The organism is Streptomyces sp. M41 (assembly GCF_043673425.1).
Classification (GTDB): domain Bacteria; phylum Actinomycetota; class Actinomycetes; order Streptomycetales; family Streptomycetaceae; genus Streptomyces.
In genome coordinates this window covers 65,450-81,970 of sequence record NZ_JBIMKE010000002.1, presented here as the reverse complement: position 1 = coordinate 81,970, position 16,521 = coordinate 65,450, and the positions used below count along the sequence as shown (strand labels likewise).

At 71.3% G+C, this 16,521-nt stretch carries 11 protein-coding genes and 1 pseudogene; 9 read left to right on the top strand and 3 right to left on the bottom strand.

Translation table 11 applies throughout. The annotated features are described in order from the left end of the window. Window positions 1–281: 281 nt before the first annotated feature. Entirely contained in the window at window positions 282–2,642 is a 2,361-nt protein-coding gene (treY, locus tag ACHBTE_RS02715) for a malto-oligosyltrehalose synthase (RefSeq protein ID WP_394721665.1), read from the bottom strand. Between the two features lie 116 nt (window positions 2,643–2,758). After that, the gene (gene glgX / locus ACHBTE_RS02710) at window positions 2,759–4,924 is read right to left on the bottom strand and encodes a glycogen debranching protein GlgX (protein WP_394721664.1); all 2,166 of its coding nucleotides are present in this window, start codon (window positions 4,922–4,924) and stop codon (window positions 2,759–2,761) included. Between the two features lie 180 nt (window positions 4,925–5,104). Between glgX and ACHBTE_RS02705 the strand changes: the two genes are divergently transcribed. The 4 genes from ACHBTE_RS02705 (at window position 5,105) to ACHBTE_RS02690 (ending at window position 9,569) form a co-directional block, all read left to right on the top strand. Next, a complete protein-coding gene (locus tag ACHBTE_RS02705; RefSeq protein WP_394721663.1) occupies window positions 5,105–5,920 on the top strand; it encodes a Tat pathway signal sequence domain protein in 816 nt (271 codons plus the stop codon). Window positions 5,921–5,989: 69 nt separating this feature from the next. After that, complete coding sequence (locus tag ACHBTE_RS02700) at window positions 5,990–7,333, top strand: copper amine oxidase (protein ID WP_394721662.1); 1,344 nt, start codon at window positions 5,990–5,992, stop codon at window positions 7,331–7,333. Between the two features lie 104 nt (window positions 7,334–7,437). Continuing rightward, the gene (locus ACHBTE_RS02695) at window positions 7,438–8,676 is read left to right on the top strand and encodes an SAV2148 family HEPN domain-containing protein (protein WP_394721979.1); all 1,239 of its coding nucleotides are present in this window, start codon (window positions 7,438–7,440) and stop codon (window positions 8,674–8,676) included. 131 nt (window positions 8,677–8,807) lie between these two features. Continuing rightward, entirely contained in the window at window positions 8,808–9,569 is a 762-nt protein-coding gene (locus ACHBTE_RS02690; protein WP_394721661.1) for a 3'-5' exonuclease, read from the top strand. A 480-nt stretch (window positions 9,570–10,049) separates the two neighbouring features. On the opposite strand, the gene ACHBTE_RS02685 is transcribed toward ACHBTE_RS02690, so the two are convergent. Then, window positions 10,050–10,913: a phosphotransferase enzyme family protein gene (locus ACHBTE_RS02685; protein WP_394721660.1), complete on the bottom strand. Its 864-nt coding sequence runs from the start codon at window positions 10,911–10,913 to the stop codon at window positions 10,050–10,052. A 171-nt stretch (window positions 10,914–11,084) separates the two neighbouring features. Here ACHBTE_RS02685 and ACHBTE_RS02680 point away from each other — a divergent pair, with 171 nt between their 5' ends. From ACHBTE_RS02680 to mgt, 5 genes and pseudogenes are all read left to right on the top strand, one after another. Further along, window positions 11,085–12,020 carry a carbohydrate ABC transporter permease gene (locus ACHBTE_RS02680; RefSeq protein WP_394721659.1) on the top strand — a complete coding sequence of 312 codons (936 nt, stop codon included), beginning with the start codon at window positions 11,085–11,087 and terminating at the stop codon, window positions 12,018–12,020. Further along, on the top strand, window positions 12,017–12,850 hold the full coding sequence (locus ACHBTE_RS02675) for a carbohydrate ABC transporter permease (protein WP_394721658.1): 834 nt from the start codon (window positions 12,017–12,019) through the stop codon (window positions 12,848–12,850). The genes ACHBTE_RS02680 and ACHBTE_RS02675 overlap by 4 nt, the downstream gene beginning before the upstream one ends. Continuing rightward, a complete protein-coding gene (locus ACHBTE_RS02670) occupies window positions 12,850–14,136 on the top strand; it encodes an ABC transporter substrate-binding protein (RefSeq protein WP_394721657.1) in 1,287 nt (428 codons plus the stop codon). The genes ACHBTE_RS02675 and ACHBTE_RS02670 overlap by 1 nt, the downstream gene beginning before the upstream one ends. Before the next feature lie 280 nt (window positions 14,137–14,416). Beyond that, the gene (gene erm, locus ACHBTE_RS02665) at window positions 14,417–15,196 is read left to right on the top strand and encodes an ErmE/ErmH/ErmO/ErmR family 23S rRNA (adenine(2058)-N(6))-methyltransferase (protein WP_394721656.1); all 780 of its coding nucleotides are present in this window, start codon (window positions 14,417–14,419) and stop codon (window positions 15,194–15,196) included. Beyond that, window positions 15,193–16,457, top strand: a pseudogene (gene mgt / locus ACHBTE_RS02660) (macrolide-inactivating glycosyltransferase). Before erm ends, mgt begins: the two are co-directional and overlap by 4 nt. Window positions 16,458–16,521 lie beyond the last annotated feature (64 nt).

Below are 16,521 nucleotides of genomic sequence, written 5' to 3'. Positions count from 1 at the left end.
CACGGCACGAGGGGGAACAGGTGTACGTCCGGGGAGAGTGAAGGGGAGAGCGCCGTCCCCCGTCACCACGCGCCGACCGTCTGACACGGGCCCTGGAGCGCGCGCGGGTGCGAGCCGCTCGCAGGCGTGAGGCCGGGGCGTGCGGCGCCGTCGTACGCGCCCGAGGAGCCGTGCGGAGGGGCCGTCGGCAGCACGATCGCCCGGCAGCACGATCGCCCGGCGGCCCGGCGGCCCGGCTGCCCGGCGCCCCGGCGGCCCACCGATCCAGCCGTCGGCCGGAATTACGCCGACTCCTCCTCGACCCGTTCCAGCAACGCCACCGGCATCCCCTCGAAAAGCTCCGCCACGCGCGCGTGCCCCGAGAACTCGCGCTCCGGAGCCAGCACGTCCGCCCACCGACCCGGCGGCAGCGGCAGCGTCGTGTCGCGCCATCCGCCCGCCTGTGCCAGCCGCAGCGACAGACGCGTCACCGCGGTGACGACCTCTCCGGAGCGCACGAAGGCCGCGCAGTGCGCTGCCGACGGTCCCTGTGCCGTCAGGGGCGTGTACGACGCCGACTCTCCGAACACCTCGGGGCGCCGCCTGCGCAGCCGTAGCGCCGCCGCGGTCACCGCGCCCTTCTCGCCGGGATCCTTGTGCGGGAAGTCCACGGGCCGCCGGTTGTCCGGGTCCACCAGTGCCCGGTACTCGCCCTCGGTGCCCTGATAGACGTCCGGGACGCCCGGCATGGTCAGCTGGGCCAGGGCCATGCCGAGCACGTTGGCCGAGATGTGCGGCGCCAGACGGCTCCGGAAGGCGGTCACACGCTCGCCCGGCGCCCCGCACGGCCCCGCCGCCACGAACGCCGCCACCGCGTCCTCGTACGGCGGTTCCTGCTCCGTCCAGCTGGTGAACAGCCCGGCCTCGCGCACATGCTTCAGCAGGGCCCCCCGCACCCGGTCCCCGGCCGCCTCACCCAGCCCGAACACCGTCTGCCAGGCGGCCCACGCCAGTTGGGCGTCCGGTACGCCCTCGCCCTCACCCGTCACCTCGGCCAGCAGGTCCGCCCATACCTCGGGGCACTCGGTGAGTACGGCCAGCGCGGCCCGTACGTCCGCACTGCGCTTGGTGTCGTGCGTCGACACGACCGTCCCGGACGCGGGCCAATCGCGCTGCACGCGCGCGCAGTACGCGTGGAACTCCTCGGGCGAGACCGCCGGGCTCCCCGGATCGCCGCCCACCTCGGTCGCCGACAGCAGGGGCACATAGCGGTAGAACGCCGTGTCCTCCACCGACTTGGCCCGCAGTGCCGACGCCGTCTGCGCGAACCGCGTCCGGAACTCCACATGGTCCGGCCCGTCACCGGCCCGCCCCAGCACCAGCTCGCGCATGACGTCGACCGCACCGGCCTCCTCCGGCACGACGAAGGCGAGCCGCGCCTCGGCCGCCGCCTCCTCGGTGACCACGCGGGAGGCGTCCCCCGAGGCGTACGGCCGGTAGACCTCCATCCGGACGAGGAGTTCCTCGAGGGCGGTGCGCAGTGCCCAGGGCGCCCGGTCGCGCAGGGCCGGCTCCGGGGAGCTGGCGCACACCCGGCTCGCCACTCGTGTCAGCCGGTCGATCTCGGTGGCCAGCTCGTGCGTGAGCACCTTGTAGGCCGCTCGCCGCACCGTCGCTCCCCAGTCCCCACCGCGGTCCGTCTGCGGGGCCGCGAACCGCCGGTACCGGGCGAGGAGTTCAGCGAAGCCCGCCGGGTCGGTGAACAGGCCGTCGACGTGCCGCAGGGCGTCGTAGCCGGTGGTGCCGGCCACGGGCCAGGAGGCCGGCAGCCGCTCCCCGTCCGACAGGATCTTCTCCACGACGGTCCAGCGTCCGCCGGTCGCCTCGTGCAGCCGCCGGAGGTAGGCGTCGGGATCGGCGAGGCCGTCGGGGTGGTCGATGCGCAGTCCGTCGATCACACCGTCGTGCAGCAGCTGGAGGATCTTGGCATGCGTGGCCTCGAACACCTCCGGATCCTCCACCCGCACCCCGATCAGCTCCGAGATGCTGAAGAACCGCCGGTAGTTCAGCTCCGTACGAGCCAGCCGCCACCACGCCGGGCGGTACCACTGGGCGTCCAGGAGCTGCGGCAGCGGCAGGTCCTCGGTGCCTTCGCGCAGCGGGAACACATGGTCGTGGTAGCGCAGCACCTCGCCGTCCACCGCCATGTGGGAGAGCTCCTCGCCCAGCGGGCCCCCGAGCACCGGCAGCAGCACCTGGCCGCCCTGCGCCTCCCAGTCGATGTCGAACCAGCGCGCGTACGGCGACTTCGGGCCCTCGCGCAGCACCTCCCACAGCGCGCGGTTGTGGCGCGGGGCCATGGCCATGTGGTTGGGCACGATGTCCACCACCAGCCCCAGACCGTGCTCGCGCGCGCTGCGCGCCAGCGCGCGCAGGCCGTCCTCGCCGCCCAGTTCCGCACGCACGCGCGCGTGGTCCACGACGTCATAGCCGTGCCCCGACCCCGGGACCGCCTCCAGCACGGGGGACAGGTGCAGATGCGAGACGCCGAGCGAAGCCAGGTACGGCACGGCCGCCGCCGCGGCCCCGAAGGGGAACGAGGGCTGCAACTGGAGCCGGTAGGTGGCGGTCGGCACCGTCGGGTCAGGTCGCTCAGGTGTCATGCAGAGCTACGTACCCGTCCTGCCGCCTTTCGTGTCATCGCCGCCGCCACGTGGACCCATGAGGTGGGGGTGGGGTGGGGCGCTGCCGTCCCCACCCCACCCCCCGCCCATCAGCCCTACACCGGCCGCTGCAACACCGTCATACTCCGGTCCACCAGCCTCAATCGGTCCCCGGCCTGCACCTTCGCCCCCGCCCCCTCCGGCGCCCCATCCGGCCGGGCGGTGTCCACGACCACCTGCCACTGGCGCCCGTGATTGACCGGCACGACGAAGTCGAGGGTCTTGGGTGAGGCGTTGAACATCAGCAGGAACGAGTCGTCGCTGATGCGCTCCCCGCGCGGGCCCGGCTCCGAGATCGCGTTGCCGTTCAGGAACACCGTCAGGGCCGACGCCTGGGCCCGGTCCCAGTCCCGTTGGGTCATCTCCTTGCCCTGCGGGGTGAACCAGGCGATGTCCGAGAGGTCGTCATGGGTGCCCTCCACGGGACGCCCGTGGAAGAAACGCCGCCTGCGGAAGACCGGATGGTCCCGTCGCAGCCACACCATCGCGCGCGTGAAAGCGAGCAGCCCGCCGTCGGCCCCGCGGGTGTCCTCCTCGCCGCCCTCGGTGCCGTCCTCCTCGGCGTCCCCCGCGGGGTCCGGCCACTCCACCCAGGCCAGCTCGCTGTCCTGGCAGTACGCGTTGTTGTTCCCGTGCTGGGTGCGGGCGAACTCGTCGCCGTGGCTGAGCATCGGCACACCCTGGGACAGCATCAGCGTGGCGATGAAGTTGCGCATCTGGCGGGCGCGCAGCTCCAGGACGGCCGGGTCGTCGGTCTCGCCCTCGGCCCCGCAGTTCCAGGACCGGTTGTGGCTCTCGCCGTCGCGGTTGTCCTCGCCGTTGGCGTGGTTGTGCTTGTCGTTGTACGCGACGAGGTCGTGCAGCGTGAAGCCGTCGTGGCAGGTGACGAAGTTGATCGAGGCGAGCGGGCGCCGTCCGTCGTCCTGGTACAGGTCGGACGAGCCCGTCAGCCGGGACGCGAACTCCGCGAGCGCCCGCGGCTCGCCGCGCCACAGGTCCCGTACGGTGTCGCGGTACTTGCCGTTCCACTCGGTCCACAGCGGCGGGAAGTTGCCCACTTGGTAGCCGCCCTCGCCGACGTCCCACGGCTCGGCGATCAGCTTCACCTGGGAGACCACCGGGTCCTGCTGCACCAGGTCGAAGAACGACGACAGCCGGTCCACCTCGTGGAACTGCCGGGCCAGGGTGGCCGCGAGGTCGAAACGGAAGCCGTCGACATGCATCTCGGTGACCCAGTAGCGCAGTGAGTCCATGATCAGCTGAAGGACGTGCGGGGACCGCATGAGCAGCGAGTTCCCGGTCCCGGTGGTGTCCATGTAGTAGCGCGGGTCGTCCGTCAGGCGGTAGTACTGCGGGTTGTCCAGGCCCCGGAAGGACAGCGTGGGGCCCAGGTGGTTGCCCTCGGCGGTGTGGTTGTAGACCACGTCCAGGATGACCTCGATGCCGGCCTCGTGCAGCGCCCGCACCGCCGACTTGAACTCCAGGACCTGCTGGCCGCGGTCGCCCCAGGAGGCGTACGCGTTGTGCGGGGCGAAGAAGCCGATGGTGTTGTAGCCCCAGTAGTTGTTCAGGCCCATGTCGACCAGCCGGTGGTCGTTGACGAACTGGTGGACCGGCATCAGCTCCAGGGCCGTCACACCCAGCTCGGTGAGGTGCTCGATGACCGCCGGGTGCGCCAGGGCTGCGTAGGTGCCGCGCAGCTCCTCGGGCAGCCCCGGATGCCGCATGGTGAGGCCCTTCACATGGGCCTCGTAGATCACCGTGTGGTGGTAGTCGGTGCGCGGGCGCCGGTCGTCGCCCCAGTCGAAGTACGGGTTGACCACGACCGACGACATCGTGTGCGGCGCCGAGTCCAGGTCGTTGCGTCTGTCGGGTTCGTCGAAGTGGTAGCCGTAGACCTCCTCGCCCCAGCCGATGGAGCCGCTGATCGCCTTCGCGTACGGGTCGAGCAGCAGCTTCGCGGAGTTGCAGCGCAAGCCGCGCTCGGGGGCGTACGGGCCGTGCACCCGCAGGCCGTACCGCTGCCCCGGCATGACGCCCGGCACGTACGCGTGCCGTACGAAGGCGTCGCTCTCGCGCAGTTCCACCGCCGTCTCCGAGCCGTCGTCGTGCAGCAGACACAGCTCTACTCGGTCCGCGGCCTCGGTGAAGACCGCGAAGTTGGTGCCGGCGCCGTCGTAGGTGGCACCGAGTGGATATGCCTCTCCAGGCCAGACCTGCATGGATTCGACTCTTTCAGCTCGAGCGCGCCGTCGGGGGAGCCTTGACATCGAGTCTCCCCGAAAGTGATGGAACCACCCATGACTCAGGCCCCTCTTACCGATCGACCAGGCATACCCGGTATGCCGAACCAGTGGGGCCAATACATACTCCCGGGGACATACGGGGAGTAGGGGGAAGATGTGCGCAAGATAGTGCACCGCCATCTGGGCAAGGTGGTGGCGGGTACGGCCATCGCGGTGGCGGGGACCGCCGTGATGGTCGCGGTCACCCTGCCGGGGACGGCCGGGGCCGACGAAACCGGAGCGGCCGGCAACGGTCGCGCCGCCCAGCAGGCGGCTGAGGGACAGGGGGCCGCCGCGGTGCCGCCGGGCACCGTCGAAGAGGCACCGACCGAGGGGAAGAAGGGCACGGGCAACGACCCGTTGACCGATGACGAGCTGGCCCGCGCCGCACAGCTCGCCGCGAACTCGCCGCTGCGCACCTCCGGCGAGAACGTCGAGGGCGAACGGGGCCCGCAGCAGATCGGCGTCGACCTCGCCGAGCCCGAGCCCGACGAGGTGGACGGCACGAAGGCGGCGCGCCGGGCCGAGGTGTCGTTCTACGACTACAAGACGGACGCACTCGTCACCAGGACCGTCAACCTCGACACCGGCAAGGTCGAGCACACCTCCACCGAGCAGGGCGTCCAGCCCCCGCTGGGCCGTGCCGAGTACGCCGAGGCGGCGAAGCTGCTGATGGCCGACCCGCTGGGCGCGGACATGAAGGCGGACTACAAGGACGCCACCGGCAAGGAGCTCACCTCGCCGGACCAGCTGCTGCTCAACGGCGCCGTGTACCGGGCCGCTCCGGGCGCCCAGCCCGCCGTACTGGACAAGTGCGGTGAGCACCGGTGCGTGCGGCTGTTCCCGAAGGTCAAGAACGGACCCTGGATCGACGCCCGGTCCTTCGTGATCGACCTGAGCGCCCGCAAGGTCGCCAAGCTCGACATCGGCTGAAACGCCTCCGTTCACTTTTCCAACTCGCACCCCACGTACTTGTACCTCCTGTAAGGGAGTCACTTCTTCATGCGCGTAAAGAGTTCGATGAGCGGTTCCCGGCCGCGGAGAATCAGCCGCGCCCGCCGGGGCGCCGCCGTGGGCCTGTCCGTGGCCGCGCTGGCCGCCGGCGCGACGACCGGCGCCGGCCCCGCCTCCGCCCAGCCGAAGGCAGCCCCGGCGCCGGCCGCCGACTGCTCCGCCGCCTACCGCATCGAGCAGAAGCTCAGCGGTGGCACGACCTGGCGGATGTGCTGGCGTTACGACGGCAAGGCCGGGCTCGTCCTGGAAAAGATCTCCTACCAGCCCAAGGGCGAAGCCAAGCCGATCAAGGTGCTCAACAGCGCCCGGGTCGGCCAGATCCACGTCCCGTACGACGACGGCAGCGTCGAGTACGACGACCTCACGGGCTTCGGCTTCGCCCAGGGCCTGATGAACCTGGCGCCGAGCGAATGCCCGGGCGGCACCATCAAGTCCGTCAAGGTTCCAGAGGCCTGGGACCCGCAGAACCCGAACGTCAAGGGCCTGTGCACGACGACACGCGCGCGTGGCCACGCCTACCGCATGCAGGGCGACAGCGCGAACAAGGTCTACCAGGCCCAGGGCAAGGACCTGCTCGTCTACACGGTCAACCAGGTCGGCTGGTACGAGTACATGACCGAGTGGCGCTTCCAGGACGACGGCACGGTCACCATGAACGTCGGCGCGACCGGCAGCCTCTCCTACGACGACTACGACGCCGGCGACGGCCGTGGCTGGCCGATCGGCAAGGGCGACCGCGCCAAGGCCACCAGCCACAGCCACAACGTCTTCTGGCGGCTCGACTTCGGTCTCGACGGCTCCTCCAAGAACGGGATCGAGCAGTACGACTCCGCGGTCACCGCCCCGGCCGCCGGTGACCGCGCCCCGAAGACCAAGACGACCCGTACCAAGGTCACCAAGGAACTCGCGGGCGACGCCAAGAACTACCGCTGGTGGCGCGTGGTCAGCGCGACCGGCAAGAACAAGGACGGCCACGCGCGGTCCTACGAGATCGTTCCGGGCACCAGCACCAAGTACCCGGGCCGCAGCTACACCAAGCACGACCTGTACTTCACCGAGTACAACAAGTGCGAGAAGTTCGCGAGCCACAACCCCGGTTGTGCGAACACCCACCCCAAGTCCGTCGACAAGTGGGTCAACGGCCAGACGCTCAAGCACCCGATCGTCTGGACGAACGTGGGCTTCCACCACATCGCCCGGGACGAGGACCAGCAGCCCATGCCGGTCCACTGGCAGGGATTCTCCATCGTCCCGCGGGACGTGACCGCTATGAATCCGCTCACTCCGGGCGAGCTCGCCTGGCAGAACGGGCACTGGCGACCGCGTAGTTGAGAAACGAACCCTGTCCATCCGGCTGCACCGCCGACCGCTCCCGGAGTACCCTTCCTTGATCGTTGGGACGGGGAGTGCTCGGGGGAGCGGAAGGCGGTGCGCGGGTGGGCTCGGGAGGGCTGGAGCTGCCCCCTGGTGACGAGGGTCACGAGGGGAACTCCACAGAGGTCCCACCCGGCGCGGTGTCCCTGGCCCGGCCGATGGAGACCAGTTCCATCGGCCCGGAGCTGGACTGGGACGCCGACGCCTGGCGCGAGGTGCGTACGCGCGCCCAGCGAGCCGGCCGGGCGTACATCTGGCTGAACCTCGTCGAACAGCGGCTGCGCGCGGTCGTGGCCGCCGTCCTGCGCCCCATCTACGAACCGGTCCACGGCGACGACTGGGTCGTGGCGGCGGCCGGACCGGCCGGCCAGGAGTGGGTGAACCGCGCGGTCGCCGTGCGTGAAGTCAGTCGCCGCAAGGGCTACTTGCTCGACCCGGCCGACGACAACGTCCTGAGCTTCCTGACGCTGCCCCAGCTGCGTGAGCTGATGGTGCAGCACTGGCCGTGCTTCGAGCCGTACATCGACGACCGCCGCGAGGTCGAACTGGCCCTGGACGAGCTCGAAGTGGCGCGGAACGTGGTCTCGCGCAACCGCGCCCTGTCCGAGGCGGTGCTCAACCAGGCCGAGCGGGCCTCCGCGCGGCTGCTCGAGATCCTCGGCGCGGGCGGCGACGTCCCGTCCGCGCGCCGGCTGCCCATCGACGCCGTCGAGAGCCTGGTCGGCGACCGGTACGCGGACGTGGTCGCCGTGCACCCCGACCGGGTCCGGCTGCTGCGCCAGTTCCCGGCCGAGGACATCTTCGGCGGGGCGCGCCGGCTCGACGCCATCGGCATCGGCCTCAACCTGCTCGTGCAGAACTTCTCCGGACGGCGACTGGTGCGGCTCGCCGAGTCCGGCTGCCGGATGCGGCTGCTGTTCCTGAACCCGGCCTCCAGCGCGGTCAAGCGGCGCGAGCGCGAACTGGGCATCAAGCGGGGCGAGCTGAGCCGTGCGGTCGAGATGAACATCCTGCACATGCGCCGGGTGCGGTCCCGGCTGCGGGACCCGAGTGCCTTCGAGATCCAGGTCTTCGACGAGACACCCCGCTTCACCGCCTACCTCGTCGACGGCGACGGCTCCGACGGCCTCGCGGTCGTGCAGTCCTATCTGCGGCGGACGCGCGGTCTGGAGGCGCCGGTGCTGGTCCTGCGCAACGGCAGCAGACTGGTCAAGTCGGACGAGATCGATGAAAGCGGGCTCTTCCCCACGTACCGCGAGGAGTTCGAGCTGATGTGGGCGGATTCACGACCGGTGTCCTGAAGTGCCCGTTCCGGGCCGTGCGTTCCCGCGTCTGCCCTTCATGGAAGCGGAATGCGGTCCTCTGATTGTCAGTGGCCCATGGGAAGGTGGAGACCACTGGGGGAACGCACCACCAAGAAGGGGGACCGCCCATGGGCTGGCACCGTGAGCTGCTGATCGGCTTCGACCTGGAGACCACCGGGACCGACCCGCGCGAGGCGCGCATCGTCACCGGGGCCGTGATCGAGGTCAGGGCCGGGCAGCCCATAGGGCACAAGGAGTGGCTGGCCGATCCGGGCGTGGAGATCCCGCCGGACGCGGTGGCCGTCCACGGGATCAGCAACGAACGCGCCACCGCCGAGGGCCGCCCCGCCGACCAGGTGGCCGACGCCATCGCGGACGTCCTGACGGGATACTGGAAGACGGGCGTGCCGGTCGTCGCCTACAACGCCGCGTTCGACCTGAGCCTGCTCTCCGCGGAGCTGCGACGGTACGGACTGCCGTCCCTGCGTGACCGACTCGGCGGCCTCGCCCCCGCGCCGGTCATCGACCCGTACACCATCGACCGCTGGGCCGACCGCTACCGCCGCGGCAAGCGCAACCTCGAAGCGGTCTGCCGGGAGTACGGCATCGTCCTCGACTCCGCGCACGACGCCTCCGCCGACGCCGTCGCCGCGGCCCGCCTCGCCTGCGCGATAGCCACCCGCCACCCCAAGATCGCGACCCTCGGCCCGGCGGAGCTGCACCGCCGCCAGATCGAGTGGTACGCCGAGTGGGCGGCGGACTTCCAGAGCTTCCTGCGCCGCAAGGGCGACCCGACCGCGGTGGTCGACACGACGTGGCCGCTCAGAGAACCGGTGGTGGAAGCGAGGCAAGAGCCGGTGGGGGAGCCGGTGTCGGGCGAGGCGCTCTGAAGGGAGGCACCCGCCCGTCGGTCGAGGCGCTCGACACCGCGTCGGCTCGTCGGGCGCCGAGGTCACCCCTGACGACGTGAGCGGACGAGCCGTGGAGCACGCTGCACGCCTGCTTACGGCCCTGGCGGTCAGCGAGACGATCGCTGCCGCGGCCGGCTGCCGCCGCCTTCATCCGGCCGCTCGGATCGAGGAGTTCGGGGTAGTGGCCGAACGGCGTGGGTGGCCCGGTCGAGCTGTGCGACAGCGCCGGGGAGCCCGGTCACCCGCGGCCTCGTGGCGTCCGGCGGGGGGCGCCCCGAAGCCCCGCCGGACATGCGCCTGCACCGGCCCTCGCCCCGCGCCCCCTCAGCGGAGTGCGGTCCCGCCGCCCAGGCCGGCAAGCGCCCTCTGCCGTGCCGCCCCGAAGGGGCGCGGGAGAGACCAGCCGGGCATCTCCCGCACTCCCAGCTCGGCGAGCAGCAAGCCCGGACCCGCAAGCGCTCAGAACGGATACCACCGCACCGACTCGTCCCCCTCCCGCAGCGAAGCCACCCTCCGCTCGAACTCGGCCAACGCCCGGGGATTGCCGGGCGCATGCTGGGCCACCCACGCACAGCTGGCCGTCTCCCGAGCCCCCCGCAGCACCGCGCACCCCTCCCACTCCCGCACATCCCAGCCGTACGCCTCGACGAACGACTCGTAGGCTGCCGCGGGCAACCCGTACCGGTCCCGGGAGAGCGCCATGACCACCAGGTCGTGCTCCCGCAGATCGGCCGAGAACGTCTCCAGGTCGACCAGCACCGGCCCGTCCGGCCCCACATGCACATTGCGCGGCAGCGCGTCCCCATGGATCGGACCCGGCGGCACATGGGGCGTCAGCCTCGCCGCCGCGGCGGCGAACCCGTCCCGCCGCTCCCGCAGATACGCGGCGTCCACCGGCCGGATCGCGTCCCCCGCCAGCCGCAGCCACCGCTCCACGCCACCCAACAGTTCACGTGGCGGCAGGTCGAACGAAGGCGCGGGCAAACCGTGCACCACCCGTAGCAGTTCGGCCAAATCCCGGGGCTCGGCGGGCCGTAGCGCCTCCGGCAGCCGGTGCCACACCGTCACCGGATGCCCCTCCACCAGCAGCGCCTCGGCCTCGGCGGCGCGCACCGCCGGGACGCCCGCGTCTTCCAGCCACACAGCGATGCCCAGCTCGCGCCGTGCCCGGTCGAGGAGCTCAGTGTCCCGGCCCACCTTGACGACCAGGTCACCGGCGGCGAACACCGCGTTCTCGCCGAGGGCGAGCAGCCGCGCGTCCCGCGCCGGACCTGGCAGCACTGCCGCCGCGGCCAGTACGTTCCGCGCCCGTGCCTCGTCCATCGTCCGCTCCCGTCCGGTCGTAGGCCGCCATGGCCGGCAGCGGATTCCCGCCATCCCCGCCCAGTCTCGCATTTGCACAGGTCGGACCGAGTGCGCGCCGCCTTGACGGGGTACGGCGCCTTCACGACCATGACGGGGCCCACCCGAGGGCCGCGCGAGGGGGATGAGGCCGTGACATCGGCGACCGAGGCGGAGAGGCCGGTGAGACCGGCACCCGGTACGAGAGCGAAGCGGCGGGTCACCGATCACGGCGCCTGGTTCCTGGTCCTGCCCGCGCTGATCCCCATCCTGATCCTGAGCGTCGGACCGCTGCTCTACGGCATCCTGCTGTCCTTCACCGACGCCCAGTCCGGACGCACCCAGCCCACCCAGTGGATCGGCGGTCTCAACTTCCGGGATCTGCTGCACGACACGCTCTTCTGGGAGTCCTTCCGGATCGGCCTCGTCTGGGCCGTCGGGGTCACCGTGCCCCAGTTCCTGCTGGCGCTCGGCCTCGCCCTGCTCCTCAACCAGGATCTGCGCCTGCGCTGGCTGGCCCGCGCCCTCGCCATCATTCCGTGGGCGATGCCCGAGGTCGTCGTCGGCGTCATGTGGCGGCTGGTCTACAACCCCGACGCGGGCATCCTCAACGAGACGCTCCGCGATCTCGGCCTCGGCGACGGCCGCGACTGGCTCAGCGGACTCGGCACCGCACTGCCCGCCGTGATCGTCGTCGGGATCTGGGCCGGCATGCCGACCACGACGGTCGCCCTGCTCGCCGGCCTCCAGAACACCCCGCGCGAACTCCACGAGGCGGCGGCCGTGGACGGCGCGGGGGCCTGGCGCCGCTTCCGCACCGTCACCTGGCCGGCACTCAGGCCCGTCGCCCTGTCCATCACGGCACTCAACCTGATCTGGAACTTCAACTCCTTCGCCCTGGTCTATGTGCTCACCAGCGGCGGCCCCGGCGGCCGCACCCGGCTGCCCATGCTGTTCGCGTACGAAGAGGCGTTCCGCTACGGGCAGTTCGGCTACGCGGCGGCGATGGGATGCGTGATGGTCGCGGCGATCTCGGTACTCCTCGCCCTGTTCCTGGTGGGCCGGCTCCGGGGAGGTGACGACGCATGAGGACCAGCCGGACCGGCCGCGCCGGACAGTACGCAGCTCTGCTCGCCTACCTCCTCTTCCTCGCCTTCCCCTTCCTCTGGCTGGTCTCCACCGCCTTCAAGCCGCCCCGCGAACTGAGCAGCCTGCACCCCACCTGGATCCCGAAGGACCCCACCCTCGCCAACTTCCGCCAGGCCTTCGACGAGCAGCCCCTGCTGCACGCCGCCCTCAACTCCCTGATCGCCGCGCTCGGCGCCGCCCTGATCGCCGTACTGCTGGCGACCCCGATGGCCTACGTCATGGCCCGCCGGCGCACCCGGCTCGCGCGCGCGGCGACCGGCTGGGTCGTCGTCAGCCAGGCGTTCCCGCTGGTGCTGGTGATCATCCCGCTCTTCCTGGTGCTGAAGAACCTGCGGCTGATCAACTCCGTGCCGGGCCTGATCATGGTGTACGTGGTGTGGGCGCTGCCGTTCGCGCTGTGGATGTTCGTCGGATACGTCCGCGCGGTGCCGGCCGAACTGGAGGAGGCGGCGGCGGTCGACGGGGCCGGGCGGCTGCGGACCCTGGTGTCGGTGACCGCCCCGCTGCTCGCACCGGGCATCGTGGCGACGGCGCTGTTCGCGTTCGTCACGGCGTGGAACGAGTTCTTCTTCGCGCTCGTGCTGCTGAAGACCCCGGAGAAGCAGACCCTGCCGGTCGTCCTCACCCACTTCATCGGCGCGGAGGGCGTCGCCGACCTCGGCCCGCTGGCCGCCGCCGCGTTCCTCGCGACGCTGCCCTCGCTGGTGGTGTTCGCGGTCATCCAACGACGGATCACGGGCGGCATGCTCACCGGGGCGGTGAAGAGCTGATGCGCACCAGACTGCTGTCGACCCTGATCGTCGTCCTCGCCCTGCTGCTCGCCGGATGCACCGGCGGGGACGACCGCGGCTCCGCCGGACCGATCACCCTGCGATTCCAGTCCCTGGCATGGCAGGAGGAGTCCGTCGAGGTCAACAAGGAACTGGTGAAGGAGTGGAACGACACCCATCCCGACGTCGAGGTCGAGTACGTCCAGGGGAGTTGGGACAGTGTGCACGATCAGCTGCTCACCTCCTTCGAGGGCGGTGAGGCCCCGGACATCATCCACGACGCCTCCGACGACCTCGCGGACTTCGCGTACGGCGGCTATCTCGCCGACCTGACCGACCTGCTGCCCGAGCGGCTCAGGTCCGACATCCCGCGGCGCAGCTGGGAGACGGCCACCTTCGGCGACGGCATCTACGGCGTGCCCTTCCTCCAGGAGCCTCGCGTGCTCATCGCCAACGCCAAGTGGCTGGAGGAGTCCGGCGTCCGCGTGCCGACCCCCGAACGCCCCTGGAGCTGGGCCGAGTTCCGGAAGATCACCGAGAGGCTGAGCGGCGACGGAAGGTACGGTGTCGCCTGGCCGCTCAAGGAACCCGTCTCCGCCACCCTCAATTTGTCGCTGTCGGCCGGCGGGCAGCTGTTCCACCGCGGCGCCGACGGCAAGGTGACGATCCGCTTCGGGCCGGACGACCAGGTCGTGCCGCGCACCATCCACGGCCAGGCGAACGACGACCGCAGCGCCTCACCCACGACGCTCGGCAGCGGCGGTTCGGACACCCTGCCCGGCTTCTTCGGCGGCAGATACGCGATGGTGCCGCTCGGCTTCTCGTACCGCCAGCAGATCGTGCAGCAGGCGCCGAAGGGCTTCGACTGGCAGGTGCTGCCCGCCCCGGCGGGCGCCGACGGCCTCACCCAGGGCGTCAGCCCGCAGACCCTGTCCATCGCCGAGGACAGCCCGCATCAGCGGGAGGCGGCCGAGTTCATCGACTTCCTGCTGCGGCCGAAGAACATGGTGCGCCTCGCCCTGGGCGACTGGATGCTGCCCACCGGCACCGAGGCGCTGAAGGCCCCGGCCCTGCACACCACCGAGAACGACTGGGCCACCGGCACGGCTCTCGCCGCCCATCTGCGCTCGGCGCCCGCGCAGTCCGTGCGGGGCTATCCGGAGTGGAAGGACAAGGTCGCCACGCCCGCCTTCCAGGAGTACTACAGCGGCGCCATCGGGCTCCGCGAACTGCGCGCACGCCTGGAGGACGACGGCAACCTGGTACTGGCCCGCTACCAGCGCTGATGTGCGAGCGGCCGTAATTCGGTTGAATGCCTCGCGCGCCCCGCCTAATGTGCCGTCCGTGGCAGCGAACAACGCGATCATCATCTCCGGTCTCGGCCGGGGCTCCGCGCACTCCGTACGGATGCGCCGTGGCCCCGGAGCCCTGACCGGCCCGGGGAACCACGCCCGCTGATCCGTCGCGGACCCGCTTCTTCCCCTCCTCGCGCTACCTCCGCCTGTCTTCCGGTCAGGGCCTTCGGCTGCCCTTCTCCCTCTTCACGGAAGACAAGGACCGCAGGCCATGGCCCGCCCCACCCGCGCATCCCGCGCGCTCTCCCAGAATTTCCTCACCGACCGCGCAGCCGCCGGACAGCTCGCCCGGCTCGCCGTGCCGCACGGCGACCCGGTGCCACTGCTCCTCGAAGTCGGCGCCGGAAAAGGCGCGTTGACGGAGTTGCTCGTCCCGCGCTGCAGCCGCCTCCTCGCGTACGAGATCGACCCGAGGCTCGTCCCGGCGCTGAGCGCACGCTTCTCCCACACCCCCCAAGTCCGCGTTGTCGGCGGTGACTTCCTCGCCGCCCGGCCACCGCGCACGGCGTTCTCCGTCGCCGGCAACGTGCCCTTCTCCCGCACCGCGGCCATCGTCGACTGGTGTCTGCGTGCCCCCGCCCTCACCGACGCGACCCTTCTCACCCAGCTCGAGTACGCCCGCAAACGCACCGGTGACTACGGGAGCTGGACGCGGCTGACGGTGCTGACCTGGCCCCGCTACGAGTGGCGGCTGGCCGGCCGCGTGGGGCGGCGCAGTTTCCGGCCCGTGCCGCGTGTGGACGCCGGGATCGTACGGATCGAGCGGCGCCGGACCCCACTGCTCGGCGCCGGGCACCACGAGAGCTGGCGGCACCTGGTCGACCTGGGGTTCTCCGGCCGCGGCGGCTCGCTGCACGCGTCGCTGCGCCGGGCCCACCCGAGGCGGCGGGTCGACGCGGCGTTCCGTGCGGCGCGCCTCGACGCGGGAGTTCTCGTCGGTGAGGTGCCGCCCGGGGCGTGGCTGAGGCTGCACGAGGTGCTGGCGCCATGAAACCCATGTTGCACGAGACGTATCGTCTCGCTAAGGTTCCGTCATGACCAGTCCCGCTCACATCGCCATGTTCTCCATCGCCGCGCACGGCCACGTGAACCCCAGCCTCGAGGTGATCCGCGAGCTCGTGGCACGCGGCCACCGGGTCACGTACGCGATCCCGCCGGCCTTCGCCGAGAAGGTCGCCGCGACCGGCGCCGTGCCGAAGCTCTGGAACTCCACGCTGCCCGGTCCCGACGCCGACCCCGAGGCCTGGGGTGAGACGCTCCTGGACAACGTGGAGCCGTTCCTCGACGACGCGATCCAGGCACTGCCCCAGCTCGTAGAGGCGTACGACGGCGACGAACCCGATCTCGTCCTGCACGACATCGCCTCCTACGGAGCCCGCGTGCTCGCCCACCGCTGGGGCGTGCCCGCGATCTCGCTCTCGCCCTGCATGGTCGCCTGGGAGGGCTACGAGCAGGAGGTCGCCGAACCGATGTGGGAGGAGCCGAAGAAGTCCGAGCGAGGGCGGGCCTACTACGACCGCTTCCAGTCGTGGCTGGAGGCGAACGGGATCACCCAGCACCCGGATCCCTTCGCGGGCCGCCCCTCCCGTTCCCTCGTCCTGATCCCGAAGGCCCTCCAGCCGAACGCCGACCGGGTCGACGAGACCGTCCACTCCTTCGTCGGCGCCTGCCAGGCCGACCGCACCGCCGAGGGCGACTGGCGGCGTCCCGCGGGCGCCGAGAAGGTCGTGCTGGTCTCCCTCGGCTCGGCGTTCACCAAGCAGCCGGCGTTCTACCGGGAGTGCCTGAAGGCGTTCGGTGACCTGCCGGGCTGGCACCTGGTGCTTCAGGTCGGCCGGCACGTCGACTCGGCCGACCTGGGCGACGTACCGGCCAACGTCGAAGTGCGGTCCTGGGTCCCGCAGTTGGCGATCCTGCAGCAGGCCGACCTGTTCGTCACCCACGCCGGCGCCGGCGGAAGCCAGGAGGGCCTGGCCACGGCCACCCCGATGATCGCCGTCCCGCAGGCCGTGGACCAGTTCGGCAACGCGGACATGCTCCAGGCCCTCGGCGTCGCCCGCCGTGTGCCGACGGAGGAGGCCACGGCCGAGTTCCTGCGCGAGACCGCCCTGTCCCTCGTCGGCGACCCCGAGGTCGCCCGCCGTCTGAAGGACATCCAGGCCGACATGGCTCAGGAGGGCGGCACCCAGCGGGCCGCCGACCTGATCGAGGCCGAGCTGGCCGCCGTACGCGACGCACGGGAGGCCGGGTAGGCACCACCGCGCCGCCGCCACCCACGGCCACGGCCACGGCCACGGCCGCGATGTGCGCCGCGAT